At 50.7% G+C, this 20,633-nt stretch carries 23 protein-coding genes; 12 read left to right on the forward strand and 11 right to left on the reverse strand.

Features of this window, described 5'->3' with window-relative positions; genetic code table 11:
* The first annotated feature begins 3 nt into the window (after positions 1-3).
* Positions 4-612, forward strand: coding sequence for a glutathione S-transferase N-terminal domain-containing protein (locus Q7T66_RS16765; RefSeq protein WP_304934245.1), 609 nt, complete (start codon positions 4-6; stop codon positions 610-612).
* A gap of 141 nt (positions 613-753) precedes the next feature.
* Here the strand turns inward: Q7T66_RS16765 and bfr are convergent, their stop codons facing one another.
* The 8 genes from bfr to Q7T66_RS16805 all read right to left on the reverse strand — a co-directional run bounded on the left by bfr (position 754) and on the right by Q7T66_RS16805 (position 6,187).
* A complete protein-coding gene (gene bfr, locus Q7T66_RS16770; RefSeq protein WP_304934246.1) occupies positions 754-1,227 on the reverse strand; it encodes a bacterioferritin in 474 nt (157 codons plus the stop codon).
* Between the two features lie 306 nt (positions 1,228-1,533).
* Positions 1,534-1,947 (reverse strand): biopolymer transporter ExbD, encoded by a 414-nt coding sequence (locus Q7T66_RS16775; RefSeq protein WP_304934247.1) that lies wholly within the window; start codon positions 1,945-1,947, stop codon positions 1,534-1,536.
* On the reverse strand, positions 1,947-2,675 hold the full coding sequence (locus Q7T66_RS16780; protein WP_304934248.1) for a MotA/TolQ/ExbB proton channel family protein: 729 nt from the start codon (positions 2,673-2,675) through the stop codon (positions 1,947-1,949). The genes Q7T66_RS16775 and Q7T66_RS16780 overlap by 1 nt, the downstream gene beginning before the upstream one ends.
* 13 nt (positions 2,676-2,688) lie before the next feature.
* Entirely contained in the window at positions 2,689-3,375 is a 687-nt protein-coding gene (locus Q7T66_RS16785; RefSeq protein ID WP_304934249.1) for an energy transducer TonB, read from the reverse strand.
* Positions 3,376-3,383: 8 nt separating this feature from the next.
* Entirely contained in the window at positions 3,384-3,599 is a 216-nt protein-coding gene (locus Q7T66_RS16790) for a bacterioferritin-associated ferredoxin (protein ID WP_304934250.1), read from the reverse strand.
* Positions 3,600-3,697: 98 nt separating this feature from the next.
* Positions 3,698-4,018 (reverse strand): hypothetical protein, encoded by a 321-nt coding sequence (locus tag Q7T66_RS16795; RefSeq protein ID WP_304934251.1) that lies wholly within the window; start codon positions 4,016-4,018, stop codon positions 3,698-3,700.
* Between the two features lie 88 nt (positions 4,019-4,106).
* A complete protein-coding gene (gene hemP / locus Q7T66_RS16800; RefSeq protein ID WP_304934252.1) occupies positions 4,107-4,301 on the reverse strand; it encodes a hemin uptake protein HemP in 195 nt (64 codons plus the stop codon).
* A gap of 257 nt (positions 4,302-4,558) precedes the next feature.
* Positions 4,559-6,187, reverse strand: a complete 1,629-nt coding sequence (locus Q7T66_RS16805) for an FMN-binding glutamate synthase family protein (protein WP_304934253.1) — start codon at positions 6,185-6,187, stop codon at positions 4,559-4,561.
* 358 nt (positions 6,188-6,545) lie between these two features.
* Between Q7T66_RS16805 and Q7T66_RS16810 the strand changes: the two genes are divergently transcribed.
* The 4 genes from Q7T66_RS16810 to Q7T66_RS16825 are packed head-to-tail and all read left to right on the forward strand — an operon-like array spanning position 6,546 to position 8,871.
* Entirely contained in the window at positions 6,546-7,505 is a 960-nt protein-coding gene (locus Q7T66_RS16810) for a CsgG/HfaB family protein (protein WP_304934254.1), read from the forward strand.
* Between the two features lie 5 nt (positions 7,506-7,510).
* Positions 7,511-7,822: a hypothetical protein gene (locus Q7T66_RS16815; RefSeq protein WP_304934255.1), complete on the forward strand. Its 312-nt coding sequence runs from the start codon at positions 7,511-7,513 to the stop codon at positions 7,820-7,822.
* The gene (locus Q7T66_RS16820) at positions 7,822-8,196 is read left to right on the forward strand and encodes a DUF4810 domain-containing protein (protein ID WP_304934256.1); all 375 of its coding nucleotides are present in this window, start codon (positions 7,822-7,824) and stop codon (positions 8,194-8,196) included. The genes Q7T66_RS16815 and Q7T66_RS16820 overlap by 1 nt, the downstream gene beginning before the upstream one ends.
* A 6-nt stretch (positions 8,197-8,202) precedes the next feature.
* Complete coding sequence (locus Q7T66_RS16825; RefSeq protein ID WP_304934257.1) at positions 8,203-8,871, forward strand: GNA1162 family protein; 669 nt, start codon at positions 8,203-8,205, stop codon at positions 8,869-8,871.
* 102 nt (positions 8,872-8,973) lie between these two features.
* Here Q7T66_RS16825 and mnmA read toward each other — a convergent pair whose 3' ends face one another.
* Both mnmA and Q7T66_RS16835 read right to left on the reverse strand, forming a co-directional pair.
* A complete protein-coding gene (gene mnmA, locus Q7T66_RS16830; protein ID WP_304934258.1) occupies positions 8,974-10,104 on the reverse strand; it encodes a tRNA 2-thiouridine(34) synthase MnmA in 1,131 nt (376 codons plus the stop codon).
* Positions 10,097-10,582, reverse strand: coding sequence for an NUDIX hydrolase (locus tag Q7T66_RS16835; RefSeq protein WP_304934259.1), 486 nt, complete (start codon positions 10,580-10,582; stop codon positions 10,097-10,099). The genes mnmA and Q7T66_RS16835 overlap by 8 nt, the downstream gene beginning before the upstream one ends.
* A gap of 390 nt (positions 10,583-10,972) precedes the next feature.
* Here Q7T66_RS16835 and panD point away from each other — a divergent pair, with 390 nt between their 5' ends.
* The 3 genes from panD (at position 10,973) to pntB (ending at position 14,475) form a co-directional block, all read left to right on the forward strand.
* A complete protein-coding gene (gene panD / locus Q7T66_RS16840; RefSeq protein WP_304934260.1) occupies positions 10,973-11,332 on the forward strand; it encodes an aspartate 1-decarboxylase in 360 nt (119 codons plus the stop codon).
* Between the two features lie 127 nt (positions 11,333-11,459).
* Complete coding sequence (locus Q7T66_RS16845) at positions 11,460-13,058, forward strand: Re/Si-specific NAD(P)(+) transhydrogenase subunit alpha (RefSeq protein WP_304934261.1); 1,599 nt, start codon at positions 11,460-11,462, stop codon at positions 13,056-13,058.
* A 10-nt stretch (positions 13,059-13,068) separates the two neighbouring features.
* Entirely contained in the window at positions 13,069-14,475 is a 1,407-nt protein-coding gene (gene pntB / locus Q7T66_RS16850) for a Re/Si-specific NAD(P)(+) transhydrogenase subunit beta (protein ID WP_304934262.1), read from the forward strand.
* Between the two features lie 120 nt (positions 14,476-14,595).
* On the opposite strand, the gene Q7T66_RS16855 is transcribed toward pntB, so the two are convergent.
* Complete coding sequence (locus Q7T66_RS16855; protein ID WP_304934263.1) at positions 14,596-15,501, reverse strand: LysR family transcriptional regulator; 906 nt, start codon at positions 15,499-15,501, stop codon at positions 14,596-14,598.
* Positions 15,502-15,608: 107 nt separating this feature from the next.
* On the opposite strand from Q7T66_RS16855, the gene gcl reads away from it, so the two are divergent.
* From gcl to Q7T66_RS16875, 4 genes are all read left to right on the forward strand, one after another.
* A complete protein-coding gene (gcl, locus tag Q7T66_RS16860; RefSeq protein WP_304934264.1) occupies positions 15,609-17,357 on the forward strand; it encodes a glyoxylate carboligase in 1,749 nt (582 codons plus the stop codon).
* 1 nt (position 17,358) lies between these two features.
* Positions 17,359-18,138: a hydroxypyruvate isomerase gene (hyi, locus tag Q7T66_RS16865; RefSeq protein ID WP_304934265.1), complete on the forward strand. Its 780-nt coding sequence runs from the start codon at positions 17,359-17,361 to the stop codon at positions 18,136-18,138.
* A gap of 98 nt (positions 18,139-18,236) precedes the next feature.
* A complete protein-coding gene (glxR, locus tag Q7T66_RS16870) occupies positions 18,237-19,124 on the forward strand; it encodes a 2-hydroxy-3-oxopropionate reductase (RefSeq protein ID WP_304934266.1) in 888 nt (295 codons plus the stop codon).
* Positions 19,125-19,329: 205 nt separating this feature from the next.
* The gene (locus tag Q7T66_RS16875) at positions 19,330-20,595 is read left to right on the forward strand and encodes a glycerate kinase (protein WP_304934267.1); all 1,266 of its coding nucleotides are present in this window, start codon (positions 19,330-19,332) and stop codon (positions 20,593-20,595) included.
* The last annotated feature ends 38 nt before the right edge of the window (positions 20,596-20,633 follow it).

Consider the following 20,633-nt stretch of genomic DNA (forward strand, 5'->3'; position numbering starts at 1 on the left):
TCTATGAAACTGATTGGTTCTCTCGCCAGCCCTTACGTACGCAAAGTACGTGTTGTGATGTTGGAAAAAAGAATTGAGTACGATTTTGCCTTGGAGAATGTTTGGGCAGCCGATACCCTGATTCAGGAATCCAATCCACTTGGCAAAGTGCCTTGCCTGGTGATGGAAGACGGCGGCGCGATGTTCGATTCACGCGTCATTGTTGAATACCTTGATACCCTGACGCCTGTCGGCAAACTGATTCCAGCGAACGGTCGTGAGCGCGCCGAAGTTAAATGCTGGGAAGCGCTGGCTGATGGCGTGTGCGATGCCGCGATGCTGCTGCGCCTGGAGCATACCTTGCGTCCTGCGGAACAGCGCAGCCAAGGTTGGATCGATAGACAAACCGCGAAGGTTCATGGCGGCTTGAAAGCAATGTCGGTTGGCTTGAAGGATACGGCGTTCTGTGCCGGCAATCAGTACACGCTGGCGGATGTAGCGGTCGGTTGTACATTGGAGTGGCTGACTTTCCGTTTCCCCGAAATCTCTTGGCGCGCTGAATATCCGAATTTGGAAAAGCTGATGGAAAAATTATCCGAACGGCCATCGTTCAAGGAAACTGCGCCTAAGTAATTTAGCTTTGCTGGTGAAGTTTTAATCAAGCTTCACTTAGCCGCAACACAAAAGAAAAGGGACGCATCTGCGTCCCTTTTTTATTTCCGATCAAATCAAGCTAACGGCAATCTGTTCGATTGCTGCTTTTGAAATATCGAATTATTCGCCAGCCATTTGCGTTTGCAGATAATTTTGGATGCCGACTTTTTCGATCAAATCGAGTTGCGTTTCCAGCCAGTCGATGTGTTCTTCGGTGTCGTCCAGGATGTACTGGAACAATTCGCGCGAAACATAATCACCAACTTCTTCGCAGGCTGCGATGCCTTCTTTGACGGTTTTTTGTGCGGCACGTTCCAGATTCAAATCGCAGTTCAGCATTTCTGGCGTGTTCTCGCCGATCATCAGCTTGTGCAGTGCTTGCAGATTAGGCAGGCCGTCCAGCATCAGAATGCGATCGATCAATTTGTCGGCGTGTTTCATTTCGCCTATCGATTCTTCGTATTCTTTCTTGGCGATTTTTTCAAAGCCCCAATGCTTGTACATGCGTGCATGCAGAAAGTATTGATTGATGGCGCTGAGTTCGTTGGTAAGCTGCGCGTTGAGCAGCTTGATGATTTTGCTGTCACCTTTCATGGGAGCCTCAAAAGTGATGTATGAATAAAGGGGCTGGCTGGCAGGTGACGATGCTTGGTCAACTGGTTCGGCTAGCAAGAGGTGCACATGATAGCGCAGGAAAGTGCATTTTCTATCATTTGACCTTCATTTCGTTAGCTGGAATCATTCGTGTTTCGATTGCAGAAATGAAGCTGGGCGTGGGTTTGCGCGGATCGGCGAGCAAGCAGAGGTGGGAATTTCAGGCAAAGAAAAAGCGCGCTGCAGCTGTTGGCTGAGCGCGCTTTTTTGTAATTTCCAGCAAGGTTTTAAACTTGCCGATTTACTTTATTTCTTCGGTGCTTCTGTAACAAATCCCATCTTGGTCAAGCCGCCCGATTGCGCAGCTGCCATCACTTGCGCAACTTTTTCGTACGGTGTTGTACGTTCTGCGCGCAAGTGCAATTCAGGTTGTGGTGTCACCTTCGAAGCGTCTGCAATACGCAAACCTAATTGGGTTTCATCCAGCACTTCATTGTTCCAGTAGATCTGACCAGCGGCATCAATCGATACATTGATGGTTTCAGGTTTCACTTCGTTAGGCTGATTCGCTGCACGTGGCAGGTCGAGCTTGACGGCGTGATTCATTACCGGGATGGTCATGATGAAGATAATCAGCAAGACCAGCATCACGTCGACTAGCGGCGTGGTGTTGATCTCCGGATTGAAGTCATCTTCATCCGACAGGGAGCCCATAGACATTATTTACCTCCGACAGCAACCAGCTTGGAACCGGTTGCATTGTCAGCGTTGCCATCTTTGGCGCGAGCACCAGTGACAAACAATGCATGCAGATCGAAACCGAATTTATTCATTTTTGCGATCGTCGATTTATTACCGCGAACCAACGCGTTATAGCCGAAGGTTGCAGGAATCGCGACAGCCAAACCGAGTGCAGTCATGATCAGCGCTTCACCAACTGGACCAGCGACTTTGTCGATACTGGCTTGACCTGAAGTACCGATTGCGACCAGCGCGTGATAGATGCCCCAGACGGTGCCGAACAGACCGACGAATGGTGCAGTCGAACCTACCGATGCCAACACAGCCATGCCGGTTTGCAGCTTGGCCGATGTTTCATCAATTGCTTGACGCAAGGACAGGGTGATCCAGTCGCTGACTGACAACTGATCGTGCAGATGACCTTTGTGTGCTTCGTGGTGACGCATGGCGTTGACACCAGCTTCTGCGATCGATGCGAATGGATTGCCTGTGCCCAATGTGGCTGTGCCTTGTTCGAGGCTGGTTGCGTCCCAGAATTCGTGACCAGCGGCATTGCCTGCGCGACGATACTGCATCAATTGCAGTGCTTTGGTCGCGATAACGTACCACGATGCGATCGACATTGCGACCAGCAAAACGGCAACGCCTTTAGTGACAAAGTCACCTTGCGCCCACAAACTTTCTAAACCGTACGGACTGACTTCCATGATGATTCCTTCTTTATCTATTTAATGTGAAATTAATTGGCACGATGGCATACGCTGGAGTAGGTCTCCCGTCTTCCAGATAGGGCTTGAACAGTGCGCGCATCACGGCTTCCCGTGCTGCATCGTCCATACGCAAAGAGCCCGAAGATTTTTGAACTTCTACTTTATCAGCGCGACCTTTTTCATTGATCAATACGCGCAAAGTCACTGTACCCTCATTGCCCATGCGCGCGTCTAGCGGCGGATAAACCGGACGCGGAGCATTGATGTACGACACGCCAGAAATCAGTTTAGGTGTGGCAGGAACGGAAGGCGCAGATGGCGCGGCCGGCGCTGCAACTGCAGGAGGCTCTTTTGATTCTTGCGGAGGCGAAGGCGCTTCTGTAATTGCTTGAGGTGATGGTGCTTCAGCTACCACCGGGCGCGGTGTTGGTCGTGTTACTTGCTTCTTCACGACCGGAACCGTTTTCGGTTCAGCAGGTTGCGGTTTTGGTTGAGGCGCTGGCTCTTCAGTAATGAAGTTCGCGAAAATTTCGCGCGGCAATGCCTTGGCAACTTGATGCACCAGACCGCTACGCAAGGCATAGAAGAATGCAATGTGTAGTGCGATGATGATGATGAGTGGCGCGTATTTTCTAAGAGCTTGTGAAACGTAAGGCGGAAGACGCGGTGTTGACGACTGAATCGATATTGCGTTCATAGAATTGCTTATGCTGCCATTGCGTTTGGATGAAACATTATAGGTTGAGTTGGACGTGCATCTGCCAGGCATTCACGCAATACGCGCTTTGCACAGGAATGACATTTACCACAGCAGGTTCCTACCTCGAGATTATTGCGCAATTCGGCCATAGATGTAGCGCCGTTATCAACGGCCTGGCGAATTTTCCTCTCGGAAATGTTGTTGCAAACACAGACAATCATCGAAACCTCTTGCCACTTTCTTTGTAGTTGAAAAAAAACAAAACGCTAGGTTTAAAATTTTCTTGCTGCCTACTGCTCTTTTTGCTGCCGGTTTCATATCAATTAACGCGTTGCCCGGCTACCAAACGCGTGAACAATTTAAATTTCTCTGGTTGCGGCATCGCACGTTCCACCACGACACCCCACTGCTCAGACAACTGCTGGCAGGTCGCTCGTAACACCGGCGCCAAACCTGGCAAGTCGGCTAGTGCTTTCAAATGTCGCTCGATGACCGAGGCCAGTTTGATGCACGACGCGCTTTCCTGATTGTTCGCGGTGTAATGCGACATCAAATGCAGTACGGCTGAAACGAGCAATTCTGGTTGCGCCGGAGCTGCGTTTGGTTCCTGTAATGCTTGATCCATTTTTTCGATTGCCATCAAACTCTCCTGTCGGTTGGTTTGGCTTGCTGGCGTAACGTTGAACGTTGCGCGTGGCTGGCTTGCGAATCGATGTTTCTGTTACTTGTTATGCCGTCAAAATTAATTTATTCAACTGCGTCAAACGAAGGCGATAGATGCGGCCTTCATGTGCGATTTCTACTTCTCGCATTTGTCGAAACAAATCGCGACTGCTGATGCGCGTTATTGGCTCCGTTACCTCATTCTTACGTGCCGCGAGGGGAGCATGTGCCTGTGCTTCACGTTGTGTTGAGATCGCCATGATCAACCTTTTATCTAAATGAGAACAATTCGTGTTTAGATTATTAGCGATTTGGGATGGAATTGCAAGTTCTTTTGAGCTGGATTGGACTTGGAGGATAAATATTTTGTGGATATTTGACTCCGGTCAGGATAAAAGTTGGCTAGAGGCTATGTTTCGCTAACTTTTGAGACGTGGAGTGCAAAAAATGACAAAAAGCCAAGCTGGTCGATATTCGACAGGCTTGGCTTCTATATATTAAGCAATATGCGGAGAGCTTAGCGAATAGGACTAAACGATTCTGCCTGCGCAATCGGCCAGTAAGTGGCGAACACTTCCGGCAATTCTGTTTCGGGACTAAATTCACTTAGTAACTGGCCGGATTCCAGATAAGGCAGCAAGGCCGACGCCAACTTGACTTGATTGGCTGATACGCGGCGCACCAGATGATGTGGTTTCAATTCAGTCGGATGATTCAAGCCAGCGGCAGCAATCAATTCGGCCAGCGCTTTCAATGTGTTTTGATGGAAGTTGGCAACGCGCTCGGCTTTGTCTGGAACCACCAACGCGTGCTGTCGCATAGGATCTTGCGTCGCAATCCCGGTCGGGCAGCGATCTGTATGGCAGCTTTGCGATTGAATGCAACCCAAAGCAAACATGAATCCGCGCGCCGAGTTGCACCAGTCTGCACCAAGTGCAAGCGTGCGCACAATGTCGAATGCGGTGACGATTTTGCCCGATGCACCTATCTTCACTTTGTCGCGCAACTTGGCGCCGACCAGCGTGTTATGTACGAGTAAGAGAGCCTCTTGTAATGGCACGCCGACGTGATCAGTGAACTCGACGGGCGCCGCACCGGTACCGCCTTCGCCACCATCGATAACGATGAAGTCGGGCGTGATGCCAGTTTTCAGCATCGCTTTCACGATGCTGAAAAATTCCCAAGGATGACCTATCGCCAATTTGAAGCCGGTCGGCTTGCCGCCGGAAAGTTCGCGCAACTGCTCAATAAATTGCAGCAAACTAATCGGTGAATCAAAGGCCGAATGCGATGACGGTGAAATGCAATCCATACCTTGCGGCACGCCGCGCGCATTGGCGATCTCTATCGACACTTTTGCGCCGGGCAGCACGCCACCGTGACCAGGTTTGGCTCCTTGTGAGAGCTTCACCTCTATCATTTTGACTTGCGGCAGCGCAGCGTTGATGGCAAATTTTTCGGGAGAAAAACTACCGTGTTCAGTGCGACAACCAAAATAGCCTGAGCCGATTTCCCACACCAGATCGCCGCCGGCTTCGGTGTCCTTCTCAGGCCGGTGATAGCGGCTGATGCTGCCTTCGCCAGTGTCATGCATGAAGCGGCCTTTTTCCGCGCCTTGATTCAAGGCGCGTATGGCATTCGCTGACAAGGCGCCGAAACTCATCGCCGAAATATTAAAGATGCTGGCCAAATACGGTTGCGCGCGGTCCGCGCCTATCGTGATGCGGAAATCGTGCGAGCCAACTTTTGCCGGCATGATCGAATGATTGATCCATTCGTAATCGCTTTGATAGACATCCATTTGCGTGCCGAACGGACGCTTGTCAACAGCCTGCTTTGCGCGTTGATAAACCAATGAACGTTGATTGCGCGAAAAAGGATTCGGTGCGGTGTCTTCTTCGAGAAAGTACTGGCGAATTTCAGGCCGGACCGATTCGAGCAGATAGCGAAAATGCGCAAGGATGGGATAGTTACGCAGCAAGGAGCGTTTGGTCTGCGTCATATCGGCAATACCAACCGCAGTCAGTGCTCCCGACAAAATCACCAACCACCAACCGACATTCAGCAACATCGCCAACATCAGAGATAAAGCGAAAACAAATCCGGCCACTATCAGTGCCAGATAACGTACAGGGAAATCACGCATTTTTTCTCCAGGCAGAATCTCCGTCTACGCGCAGAGTATTCGTGGAGCAGTGTACAACGGCATGCGAGATTTTTCCTCTGGGTAATTTTGCGCAGCATGACTGGCGCTAAATGTCTATCCCATAAAAGCGGCATTGCAGCAAAGTAATTGTGCGGATAAGCTGCCAAGGCAGAAAATAACTTGCGTGATAGCGATCTGGGGAGATCGGTATCACAGCAAACATGTAGCAAGTAACACAGCTAGTAAACATGGATGCTGCCATTCGATAAGCATAAAAAATAGCAGAAGCCTCAAGCATTCATTTCAATTAAAAAAGTTCGTCCTTCATTTTCACTTCCATCTACATCCTGGGTTCCATATGCATACAAAGTGGGTTTTTCTCGTCGCGCCGCTGATATTGGGTGCTTGTGCAGTAACGTCACCGCCGCCGCAACCAGTCGAAGCGCCGGTTAGTCGAGCGCAACAGATCGAAGCGCAAAAACAAGTAAGTGCACCGCAGGTGAAAACGCTGAAGCGAAAAATTGCGATTGGTCGTTTCACGAATGAAACGCGCTATGGAAAAACATTTCAGATCGATAGCAATCAGGACCCGCTGGGCAAACAAGCTTCAGACATGCTGAACAATCGGCTCATCAGTTCCAATAAATTTATGACGTTTGAGCGATCGGATCTGGAAAAAATCAAGAGCGAACAAGCGTTGCTGAAAGAAGGAAATCTGATTGGTGTCGATACGCTGATCCTCGGATCGGTTACCGAGTTTGGCCGCAGCACCAGCGGGAAATCCGGCTTCCTCAGTTCCACAAAAATTCAGACGGCCCGTGCAAAAGTAGAAATCCGTTTAGTCGATGCCAGAACTGGCTATCTGTTTTTTACAGCAACAGGAACCGGCGAAGCTTCTACTGAATCCGGCGAAGTCGCAGGGTTCGGCAGCAAGGCAGATTATGACGGTACCTTGAATGACAGAGCCATCGGTGCGGCTATCTCCGATGTGCAAAATTCCTTGATCGCCAAGCTGGAAGAGCGGCCATGGCGCACCGATATTTTGAAGGTAACCGGAAGACAGATATTCATTTCGGGAGGCGCACGCCAAGGCTTGAAAGCTGGCGATGTGCTGGCGGTGATGCAGCAAGGTGAAACGGTTAAAAGCAATCAAACCGGATTTGCGATTACCTTGCCGCCGACATTGATAGGCAAGATCCGCGTGACCAGTTTGTTTGGCGATAACGAAACCAATGAAGGTGCGATTGGTGAGCTGGTATCGGGTACTGCAAACGCAGCCAAAGGCACGACAATTTTCGTTGCTGAAAACAAGGAATGAGCATCATGAAAAAATATATTTCCATCGTCTTCGCACTGTTGTTAAGTGCCTGTGCCTTGCCTGATACGACAGTCAAAACCGGTTCGCCGCGTCCTACGCTGGTAATCAAGGGAGCGCCTGCCGACTCCACTTTGATCGTGGATGGACTTGTGATGGGCGCTGCCGCGCAATTCAATGGCGAACCTAATGTTTTGATACTTGAAGAGGGTATTCATCAGATCGTGATCAAGCAAGCAGGTGCCACCATTCATACCGAAAAAACAGTCATCAGTAATGGCGAGTCACGCACGGTCACCATCAATACAGGAGTCAAATAATGCGCGTCTCTTCCGTTCTTTGTTTGGGAGTGTTGTTGGCACTTACCGGTTGCGTTACAACCGCGCCGGCTAAATACAGCTGGGGTAATTACGAAAACTCGCTTTATTCGTATTACAAAGACTCAACAAAATCAGGCGATTACGAGGCTGAGCTGGTGAGCGTGATTAGTGATTCAGAAGCCACAGCAAAACCTGTCGCCCCTGGCCTATATGCTGAATATGGTTTCTTGCTGCTGCAAGAGGGGAAATCGAAAGATGCGATAACGCAGTTTGAAAAAGAAAAAGCGAAATGGCCGGAATCAACTTACTTGATGAATAACCTGATTCGCATTGCTTCGAATCCGGTCAAGAAAACCACGGCATCCAAGGAGTAATCGAACATGTCACGAAACTTTAAAATATGGATGGTGTGTTTCTTTGTTTTGAGCATCAGTGGTTGCGCTACTCAGATGCAAAAGAAGAGCGACTACACCGCTTTGCGTACTGAAGTGCCGCGCTCCATTCTTGTTGTGCCAGTGATTAATCGCAGCGTTGAAGTGAATGCGCCAGATTATTTTCTGTCGACGATTTCGCGGCCGCTGGCCGAACGTGGCTATTATGTTTTCCCCGTGCACTTGGTCAAGCGCATGATGGAAGATGACGGCTTGGGTGATGCCAATATGGTGCACGTTGGCGATACGCAAAAGCTCGGACAAATGTTTGGCTCGGATTCTGTGATGTACGTCACGATTGAGCGTTGGGACGCGCAGTACGTCGTCTTCTCTACAACCGTCACAGTTGAATTAAAGTACGTATTGAAGAGCACAGTTAGCGGCCAAACCTTATGGCAAAACTCGCAAAAACTGGTGTATCAGCCACAGAATAATAATTCTGGTGGCGGTATTGCTGGCTTGATTGCGCAGGCTGTGGTGGCTGCAATCGCCAAAGCGGCGCCGAACTATGTGCCACTCGCTCAACAGGCGAATATGCAGGCGATTCATACTAAAGGTAGGGGATTGCCAGCGGGACCGTATGTCGATTTATATCAAAAAGATCAGGCTGATTTTTAATGCGTGAATCGATGAATGGTTTGTTCTAGTTGACGCGATCATCAGATACAAATAAAAAAAGCCGGGCAGATGAAAAACATCTGCCCGGCTTTTTTATTTTGTTCAAGCTATCGGTGTAGATGCATTGATGATGCCACCGCCAAGACACACATCGCCATCGTATAAAACAGCAGATTGTCCTGGTGTGACTGCCCATTGCGGGATCTCAAAGTTGAGTGAAAAGCTGTCGCTGCTAGTGTGCTGCGTGCAGGCGACATCGGCTTGTCGGTAACGCGTTTTTGCTGACAGCTCTTCCATGTCTGGAGCTGTGCCGGCGACCCAACTCATTTGGCCTGCGCTTAACTCGGACGACAGTAACCAGGGATGATCGTGGCCTTGGACTATATATAGTGTGTTGGTCGCAACGTCTTTGCGGGCGACGTACCAGGGATCGCTATTACCGTCGGTATTCTTGTGCGTCTTCATGCCGCCCAAGCCTATGCCTTTGCGTTGTCCCAAGGTATAAAAGCTCAAGCCCACGTGTTCGCCGACGATGGCGCCGTCTGGCGTTTTCATCGGACCGGGCTGATATGACAAATAACGATTCAGGAAATCACGGAACGGTCGCTCGCCGATGAAGCAGATGCCGGTTGAATCCTTCTTCGTGGCGTTTGGCAGTTTCAGTTGCTCGGCGATCTTGCGCACTTCGGTTTTGCGGATTTCGCCTAGCGGGAATAAAGTTTTAGACAGCTGCGCCTGATTCAAACGATGCAAAAAATAGCTTTGATCCTTGCTGGCGTCGACTGCTTTCAATAATTGTGTTTGACCGACGTTTGGTCCCGACGCCACTTCGCGTACGCGCGCATAGTGACCGGTCGCAATCATGTCAGCGCCTAAATGCATAGCGTGATCAAGGAAGGCTTTGAATTTGATTTCGGCGTTGCACAGCACATCCGGATTCGGCGTGCGGCCAGCCTGATATTCGCGCAGGAATTCGGCGAATACGCGGTCTTTATATTCAGAGGCAAAATTGACCGCTTCGATATCGACACCAACGACGTCGGCTACGCTGACTGCGTCTATCCAATCCTGACGGGTCGAACAGTATTCGGAATCGTCGTCATCTTCCCAGTTCTTCATGAACAGGCCGATGACTTCATAGCCTTGTTCTTTTAATAGCCACGCAGAGACTGACGAATCGACGCCGCCTGACATGCCGATGACGACACGTTTCTTTGCCGAACCATTAGCCACCGAGCACCTCGTAGACCGCCGGATCTGTTTGCAGCAGCGACAGTGGCGCACGCTTTCCTGCAATATAGTCGTCGACGCGGGCTAATACAGAAGGGCTACGGTGCGTGTTTTTGCAAGCGACCAATTCGTCGTAGCTCATCCAGACGGCGCGCAAAATGCCAACGTCCAGCGGTTGATCGTGCTTGGCGCCGACTTCGCCGCAAAAGCTGAAGCTTAAATAGGTCACGTCGTGGCCGGTGCGCGCAGAAACATAGCGCGACATATACATGCCGACCAGCGCGGTAGGGGTGAAATCGTGGGCGGTTTCTTCCAGGGTTTCGCGGACGACAGCCTGCTCCAGCGATTCATGAGGATCGAGATGGCCGGCCGGCTGGTTAAAGCGGACGCCTTCGCTGGTTTCTTCCTCGACCAACAGGAAAAGTCCATCACGCTCGATGATGGCAGCAACAGTAACAGAGGGTTTCCAGATTTCGGACATATTGGCTCTCGGAATAGCCCGCTATTCTAGCGTGTACAAGAGGAAGTTGCCCGCAATGTTTCCTCCGCAGAAAATGTTGTAAAAAATGAGTAAGGTCAAGATTGCGCATCTTTGCCTTTGCTAAGGTTGACATTTAGCTTTATGCTTATTGGTTCGTTGCTCTCACGGAAGCCGACGAAAAGCGCGTGTACCTTGCTGAAGCCGGGTAGCGTGATCGCCCGATGGATCGGCGCGAACTCTTCTGCAGCTGTGAAAAATCAGTTACGGAATGACAAACATCCTGCTTAGGCCGGTGGAAACCGCTGGTTTTGGGAAAATACATCAATAATTGATTTGCCTTCGCCACGTCTTGGCGTTGAGGCAAAAGCTTGAATACGGAATGGAAGAAACATGCAACGCGTTATGCTCAGAGCTAAAATTCACCGCGCAAAGGTGACTCAGGCTGACCTGCACTATGAAGGTTCATGCGGGATCGATGCGGATTTGCTGGATGCTGCCGACATCAAGGTTGGCGAAAGAATTGAGCTTTACAACATTAATAATGGTGAGCGCTTCTCGACTTATGCGATTCAAGGCGTAAGAGGCAGTGGCGAGATCTCGTTGAACGGAGCCGCTGCACGTCGTGCGCACCTTGGCGATTTGATGATTATTTGCACCTATGGTCCTATGAGCGATGAAGAAATCGCGACCTATGTTCCGAAGATTGTTTTCGTCGATGAAGACAATCATTTCGCCGGAATGAAAGATTAATACTACCCAACGTTATCGCTAGAAAATCCCGGTCGCGCCATCAGTGCCGCTTGAACCGGGTTATTCGTGTGCGTGTTTATATGTCGTTGGTAGGCCAAGAATTTAAACAAACTAAGAGAGATGCATTATGTCTTTAGTTATAGGAGTGCCGCGGGAGTCATTCCCCGGGGAAAAACGGGTGGCGACTGTGCCAGAAGTCGTTGAAAAGCTGATCAAACTCGGCTTTTCCGTTAGCGTAGAATCCGGCGCCGGTGACGACGCCAATTTCAGCGACGATACTTACCGCGCTGCCGGTGCACAGATCGTGCAAGGCGCTGCCAACTTGTGGTCCGGTTCCGATATCGTCTTCAAGGTGCGCGCTCCAAGTGCCGAGGAAATCGGTCTGATTCGCGAAGGCAGCACCCTGATCGGCTTCATCTGGCCGGCACAGAATCCTGAATTGATGCAGCAGCTTGCCGCCAAGCGCGTCACCGTTTTGGCGCTGGATTCACTGCCGCGCACACTGTCGCGCGCGCAGAAGATGGATGCTTTGACCTCTACCGCCGGTGTCAGCGGCTATCGCGCCGTCATCGAGGCTGCCAATGCTTTCGGTCGTTTCTTCAACGGCCAGATCACGGCTGCAGGCAAGGTTCCTCCGGCCAAGGTCTTTATCGCAGGTGCTGGCGTAGCCGGTTTGGCTGCGATCGGTACGGCTGCCAGCCTGGGCGCCATCGTACGTGCCAACGATACCCGTGCCGAAGTGGCCGATCAAGTGGTATCGCTGGGCGGCGAATTCGTGAAGGTCGATTATGACGAAGAAGGTTCGGGCGGCGGTGGCTATGCCAAAGTCATGTCCGAAGGTTTCCAGGCTGCGCAGCGTGAGATGTACGCCCAGCAAGCCAAGGAATGCGACATTATCATCACCACCGCGCTGATCCCGGGCAAGCCGGCTCCAAAACTGATTACTGCCGAAATGGTTCAGTCCATGAAACCAGGCAGCGTGATCGTCGATATGGCGGCCGAGCAGGGCGGCAATTGCGAACTGACCGAACCTGGCAAGGTCGTGGTGAAGCACGGCGTGACCATCGTCGGTTACACCGATCTGCCAAGCCGTCTGCCTAAGCAGGCGAGTACTCTGTACTCAAACAACCTGCTGCGTCTGACCGAAGAGCTGTGCAAAGACGCCGAAGGTAAAAAGACGGCTGACGGCACCATCAACGTCAATATGGAAGACGAAGCCATTCGTGGGCTGACAGTCATCAAGGACGGCAATATCACCTGGCCGCCTCCGCCGCTGAAACAAGTGGCTGTTCAGGCTGCTAAACCAGCGGTTGCTCCAGCGCCAGCGCATGGTCATGGCCCTAGCGGCAAAGTGTCATCGCCTACTCGCGTAGCGACCATGTTTGCATTCGCTGTGTTGCTGTTTGGTCTGATTGGCTATGGCGCGCCAACTGCGTTCCTCGGTCACTTGACCGTGTTCGTATTGGGTTGCTTCATTGGTTACATGGTGGTCTGGAATGTGACACCGGCATTGCATACGCCTCTGATGAGCGTTACCAACTCCATCTCGTCGATCATCGTGATCGGTGCGCTGGTACAGGTAGCGCCACCATTGGTTGATGGCATCACGCGTCCCGAGCTGCTGATCAAGTGCCTCGCTGCTGCTGCTATCGCGTTGACCGCAATCAACATGTTCGGTGGGTTTGCTGTTACCCGTCGCATGCTTGATATGTTCCGTAAGAATTAAGGAGACCACAATGTCTGCAAATCTGGCCACTGTCTCCTACATCGGAGCAACCATTCTTTTTATCCTCAGCCTGGGTGGCTTGTCGCATCCAGAAACATCACGCCGCGGTAATCTGTACGGCATGATCGGTATGGGCATCGCTGTCCTTGCCACCATCTTTGGACCACGTGTTTCATCAGAAGGCTATGCCTGGATCATCGCCGCGCTGGTCGTCGGTGGTTCGATTGGTCTGTACGCCGCCAAAAAGGTCAAAATGACCGAAATGCCGGAACTGGTCGCATTGATGCACAGTTTCGTCGGTCTGGCCGCAGCGCTGGTTGGTTTTGCCAGCTATATCGATCCGTCGATCCAGCTGGTAGGCGCTGAAAAAGCGATTCATCATGTTGAAATCTACGTCGGTATCTTTATCGGTGCAGTGACCTTCTCTGGTTCGTTGATCGCATTCGGCAAACTGAACGGCAAAATTGGCGGCAAGCCATTGTTGTTGCCTGGCCGTCACGTCATCAACTTGATCGGCCTGTTGCTGGTGATCTGGTTTGGTATCGCCTTCGCAAAAGCTCCTGACGTTGCTAGCGGCATGATGCCGTTGATTATCATGACTGTGATCGCGCTGCTGTTCGGCGTGCACATGGTGATGGCAATCGGTGGTGCTGATATGCCGGTCGTCGTATCGATGCTGAATAGCTATTCCGGCTGGGCGGCTTCGGCTACCGGCTTCATGCTCGGCAATGATTTGTTGATCGTGACCGGCGCGTTGGTTGGTTCCTCAGGTGCGATTCTGTCGTACATCATGTGCCAGGCGATGAACCGTAACTTCTTCAGCGTGATCGCCGGCGGTTTTGGCGGAGGCGCACCGAAAGCTGGCGGCGCTGTGAAAGAACAAGTTGGTGAAGCCACTCCAGTCACAGCTCAAGAAACTGCAGAACTGTTGCGTGAAGCGAAAAGCGTCGTCATCGTGCCGGGTTACGGCATGGCAGTGGCGCAAGCGCAGCACACGGTTAACGAAATCACCAAGTTCTTGCGTGCCAAAGGTACCAAAGTACGTTTCGCGATCCATCCAGTTGCTGGTCGTATGCCTGGCCACATGAACGTGTTGTTGGCCGAAGCGAAAGTACCTTACGACATCGTGATGGAAATGGACGAAATCAACGAAGACTTCCCTGATACCGACGTCGTCATGGTCATCGGCGCAAACGATATCGTGAACCCGGATGCGCAAGAAGATCCGGACAGCCCTATCGCTGGTATGCCAGTGCTTGAGGTTTGGAAAGCAGAAACATCGATCGTCATGAAACGTTCGATGGCTTCCGGTTACGCTGGCGTCGACAATCCACTCTTCTACAAAGAAAACAACCGTATGTTGTTTGGCGATGCGAAGAAGATGCTGGACGAAGTCCTGGCAACTCTCAAAGCATAAGCTGATAAGTAGTTTGAAAAAAAAAGCCCGCGTAAGCGGGCTTTTTTATTGAGTGCGAATTAATCAGTCAGATATTGCGCTGAATAGTGCAGGGCGCTAGTGACTACTTACCTTCTCCGATTATCTACTCCAATATCCCGGTTGGTTGTACATGGCTTTCAAGTGAGAGATAAACAAACGTACTTTGGCTGGCACATTACTTTGCTGCGGATAAACGGCCATGATGTCGTATTCAGGAATCGCGTAATCATCGAGTACGGTTTCCAGCATGCCGCTCTCCAACTGGCTTTGAATCTCCCACACAGAGCGCCATGCGATGCCTAGGCCTTCTGTCATCCAGCGATGCAGCAATTCACCGTCATTGCAGTCCAGACTGCCTTGCGCACGCACTGAAACGGTTTTGCCGCGGTACTTGAAATACCAGCCGCGTTGCTGACCACCTTGAAGATTGAAGGATAGGCAATTATGATTAGCGAGGTCGTCCAGCGTTTTTGGTTTGCCGTGCTTTTTGAAATATTCGCGCGTACCGCACACCACACGTTTATTCGCGGCAAGTTTAATGGCAACGAAATTCGGCTCGATGTTGCCACCGATACGAATACCCATGTCATACCCTTCTTGCACCAGATCGACGACGCGATCGGTCAGGTTGAATGACATTTTGAGTCCGGGATGTTGCTCCAGAAATTCTTGAGCGTATGGCGCGACGTGTTGCCGACCGAAAGACGCAGGGGCGGAAATGATCAAATGGCCGGTGACTTTGTTGTTCCCCGCTGAGAGCGCGCTTTCCGCTTGATCCAGTTCGCCCAGCATTTTGCGACAATGTTCGAGATAGACGGAACCTTCTTCTGTCAGAGCTAGCCTACGTGTAGAGCGATGCAGCAGGCGCACGCCGAGTCGTTTCTCTAAAGAATCAATACGACGCCCCACCATCACAGGTGTTACTTGCAAGGCCAGTGCGGCGGCGGCAAAGCTATTGTGCTCAACCGCCATCACGAAGGCTTCAATCTGTTTAAGCTTATCCATTCGATACTTTAAGTATTTAATTGGTTAATTAATAGTCCTATTCTAAAATTAAAGCATTAGAATTACTATACACATCAGGAAAATTTCATTTCAATGGAGATACAGTAATGGCAAAGATGACAGCAGCCCAAGCAGCAGTTTGGGTAATGCAGAAAGAAGGCATTGATCAGGCGTTCGGCGTACCAGGCGCAGCTATCAATCCGTTTTACTCCGCCATGCAAAAGCAAGGCACGATCAAACACATTTTGGCTCGCCACGTAGAAGGCGCAACCCATATGGCTGAGGGTTACACCCGCGCCAAAGCAGGCAACATCGGTGTTGCTCTCGCGACTTCAGGTCCTGGCGGCACAGACATGATCACCGGTCTGTACTCGGCAATCGCTGACTCGATTCCAATTTTGTGCGTCACTGGTCAAGCGCCACGTGCACGTTTGCACAAAGAAGATTTCCAAGCTGTTGATATCGAATCGATCTCGAAACCAGTGACCAAATGGTCTGTCATGGTTCGTGAGCCAGCATTGGTTCCACAAGTGTTCCAACAAGCTTTCCACATCATGCGTTCAGGCCGTCCAGGCCCAGTGCTGATCGATTTGCCGTTCGACGTGCAAGTTGCTGAAATCGAATTCGATCCAGATCTGTATGAGCCATTGCCAGTTTACAAACCAGCAGCGACCCGTAAACAAATCGTCGCTGCAATCAACATGTTGAACGCTGCAGAGCGTCCATTGCTGATTTCCGGCGGTGGCGTGATCAATGCAGACGCAACACCATTGATGCTTGAATTCGCTGAACTGGTTAACGTTCCTGTGGTGCCAACCCTGATGGGCTGGGGCACGGTACCTGATGATCATCCACTGATGGTCGGTATGGTTGGTCTGCAAACTTCGCACCGTTACGGTAACGCGACGATGTTGGCTTCGGACTTTGCGTTTGGTATCGGTAACCGTTGGGCTAACCGTTTCACCGGTTCGATCGACGTTTTCACCAAAGACCGTAAATTCGTACACATCGACATCGAACCGACACAAATCGGTCGCGTGTTTGGCCCAGACCTCGGCATCACTTCCGACGCTGGCGCAGCACTGAAATTGATGATCGAAGTAGCGAAAGAATTGAAAGCTGCTGGCAAACTGAAAAACCGTGATGCATGGTTGGCCGAGTGCCAAGAACGCAAACGCACCATGTTGCGTAAAACGGATTTCGACGTAACGCCTATCAAACCACAACGTGTTTACCAAGAAATGAACACCGTGTTCGGCAAAACAGCGCGCTATGTTTCGAACATTGGTTTGTCGCAAATCGCTGCGGGTCAATTCCTGCACGTGTACAAAGAACGTAACTGGATCAACTGCGGTCAAGCAGGCCCATTGGGCTGGACTATCCCGGCTGCTCTGGGTGTCCGGGCTGCAGATCCAACCAGCGAAATCGTTGCAATCACAGGCGATTACGACTTCCAATTCCTGCTCGAAGAATTGGCAGCCGGCGCGCAGTTCAACCTGCCATACATCCACGTGTTGGTTAACAACTCGTACCTGGGTCTGATCCGTCAAGCACAACGTATGTTCACGATGGACTACTGTGTTTCGCTGGCATTCGACAACATCAACTCGACCGAAAACGCTTCGTACGGTGTTGATCACGTTAAAGTTACTGAAGGTTTGGGCTGCAAAGCAATTCGCGTCTACAACCCAGAAGACATCCAGCCAGCTCTGCGCAAAGCGCAAGAGTGGATCAAAGAATTCAAAGTGCCAGTCATTGTTGAAATCATCCTTGAGCGCGTAACCAATATCGCGATGGGTACAGAAATCAACGCGATTAATGAGTTCGAAGAAATCCTCGACGTTAAGGGTGCTTAAGATGACGAAACTTGCTGCTAATCTGACGATGCTGTTCAACGAGGTTCCATTCATGGACCGCTTTGAACAAGCTGCAAAGAATGGCTTCAAAGGCGTTGAGTTCTTGTTTCCATACGATTTCCCAGCGGCTGACGTCGCTGCGAAATTGAAAGAAAACAATCTGGAAATGGTGTTGCACAATCTGCCAGCCGGTAACTGGGCTGGTGGTGAGCGCGGTATCGCTTGCCATCCTGATCGTGTAGAAGAATTCAAAGCTGGCGTCGACAAAGCAATTGAGTACGTCAAAGTGCTCGGCACCAAACAGGTCAATATCCTGTCCGGTATCGTGCCTGCGGGCGTAACGCATGAACAAGCAGAAGCAACTCTGGTTGCCAACTTGAAATATGCAGCTGCTAAATTGAAAGCTGAAGGTATCCCATTGTTGATCGAAGCGATCAACACATTTGATATCCCTGGCTTCTTCTTGACCGGCACCAAACAAACTTTGGACATCATTGCCAAAGTTGGTTCGGACAACCTGTTCTTCCAATACGACATCTATCACATGCAACGCATGGAAGGTGAATTGGCGAACACGATGAAGAACAACCTCGCGGTTATTCCTCATCTGCAGCTGGCAGATAATCCAGGTCGTTTTGAACCAGGCACAGGTGAAATCAACTACACCTACCTGTTCAAGTTCCTGGATGAAATCGGCTACCAAGGTTGGATCGGTTGCGAATACAAACCTAAAGCCGGTACGGTTGAAGGTTTGGGCTGGCGCGCAGCGCACGGCCTATAATCAACGCCTCGAAGAAATGCTGAGCGGTCCGATATCGGGCCGCTTGGTCTTTTTACAGAGATCGTTTAATTACACTTACTTAAAAACAGGAGTCAGTCATGGCAAAGGTTGGATTTATCGGTTTGGGAATCATGGGCGCACCAATGGCGCTGAACCTGCAAAAGGGTGGTCACCAACTGTTTTTGCATGATCAAAAAGCACCGGCACAAGAATTAGTCGATGGCGGCGCAACTGTTTGCGCATCGGGCGCTGAAGTCGCAAAAAATGCAGACATCATCATCACGATGGTGCCAGACACCCCGCACGTTGATGCAGTTCTGTTCGCTGAAAACGGCGTTGCTGCTGGCTTGTCCAAAGGCAAAATCGTGGTCGACATGAGCTCGATCTCGCCTATCGCTACTAAAGAATTCGCTAAAAAAATCAATGCTCTGGGTTGCGAATACCTGGATGCACCAGTATCCGGTGGTGAAGTTGGTGCTAAAGCCGCTTCGTTGACTATCATGATCGGTGGTTCGGAAGCAGCATTTGCAACCGTCAAACCATTGTTCGAATTGATGGGCAAAAACATCACTCTGGTCGGCGGTAACGGCGATGGTCAAACCACTAAAGTGGCTAACCAAATCATCGTTGCGTTGAACATTCAAGCTGTTTCCGAAGCACTGTTGTTCGCTTCGAAAGCCGGCGCAGATCCAGCGAAAGTTCGTCAAGCATTGATGGGCGGTTTTGCTAACTCGCGTATCTTGGAAGTACATGGCGAACGCATGATCAAACGTACGTTCAATCCAGGCTTCCGTATCGAGTTGCATCAAAAAGATTTGAACCTTGCATTGCAAGGCGCAAAAGCGATGGGCGTTTCCTTGCCAAACACAGCTGCTACACAAGAGCTGATGAATGCATGTGCAGCCAATGGTATGAGCGGTCTCGATCACTCGGCACTGTGCCGCGCGATTGAAATCATGTCGAACCACGAAATCGCCAAAGCGTAATTTCGTTTCGATAGCATGAGTAAGTCGACCGACATTGCACCTTCGTGCAATGTCGGTTTGATTCTCGCGGTTTTTACGCGCAGTGAATCAAGTAATGAATCGAGTAGTTCGCATCACAAGATTTGAATTAAAAGTTTTTGAATCACAAGATTTGCCTCACAGATTGAATACGCACTTCCCCAATTCTTAGGAATATTCTCGCCACATGTCGATAGCCCCACGTCAATTTTTAAACGACCTGTATGCAACAGCGGTAGAAGCCGTGAGCGCACAGAAGTGCATGCCCGCCTACTTGCCTAAGCAATCGGTCAAAGGTCGCACATTGGTGATCGGTGCCGGTAAAGGCGCCGCTGCAATGGCCAAAGTAGTTGAAGATACATGGCCAGGCAAAGTAGAAGGTTTGATCGTCACGCGTTATGGCCACGGTGCCGACTGCAAGCAAATTGAAGTCGTCGAAGCCGCGCATCCAGTCCCGGATGAAGCAGGTCGTCAAGCTGCCGGTCGCATGCTCGAACTGGTCAAAGGTTTGACCGAAGACGACCTCGTGTTGTGTCTGATCACCGGTGGTGGTTCAGCGCTGCTGAGCTTGCCGGGTGAAGGCATTTCACTCGAACAAAAACAAGCGTTGAACAAAGCCCTGCTGAAAAGCGGCGCAACCATTTCGGAAATGAATTGCGTGCGCAAGCATCTTTCATCGATCAAAGGCGGTCGTCTTGGTTTGGCATGCGCACCAGCGCGTGTCATCACATTGCTGATCTCCGATGTTCCTGGTGATGATCCTGGCGTAATCGCCAGCGGTCCAACTTTGCCTGATCCAACCACTTGCGCAGAATCGCTCGCGATCTTGAAAAAATACAAGATCGAGATTCCAGACAATATTCTGAAACATCTCGAGTCCGGCGCTGGCGAAACACCAAAACCAGGCGACGCACGCTTCGCACGTAACGAACATCACGTAATCGCAACCGCGCAACACGCGCTGGAAGCTGCCGCAGAAAAAGCACGCGCAGCTGGTATCACTCCATACATTCTGTCGAATGATCTGGAAGGTGAATCGCGTGATGTCGGTTTGGTCCACGCAGCCTTGGCAAAACAAGTCGCGAAGTATGGTCAACCATTCGCCAAACCTTGCGTTATTTTGTCCGGTGGCGAAACCACAGTGACAGTGCGCGGCAAAGGTCGTGGCGGTCGCAATGCAGAATTCTTGTTGAGCCTGGCTGTTGCATTGAACGGCGCGCCGGATATCTACGCATTAGCATGCGATACCGATGGTATCGACGGCTCGGAAGATAACGCCGGCGCGATCTACCAACCGGATTCGATCGCACGCGCTACAGCAGCAGGACATAACGCGAAAGCGATGCTGGAAAATAATGACGGTTACGGTTTCTTCAGTGCGTTGGACGATCTGATCGTCAGTGGTCCGACTCGCACGAACGTTAACGATTTCCGCGCCATTCTGATTTTGTAATTTTAATGTGTAATTTTTTTCCGCTGTGTTGTGAGTGC

This window comes from Herminiimonas sp. (assembly GCF_030655415.1).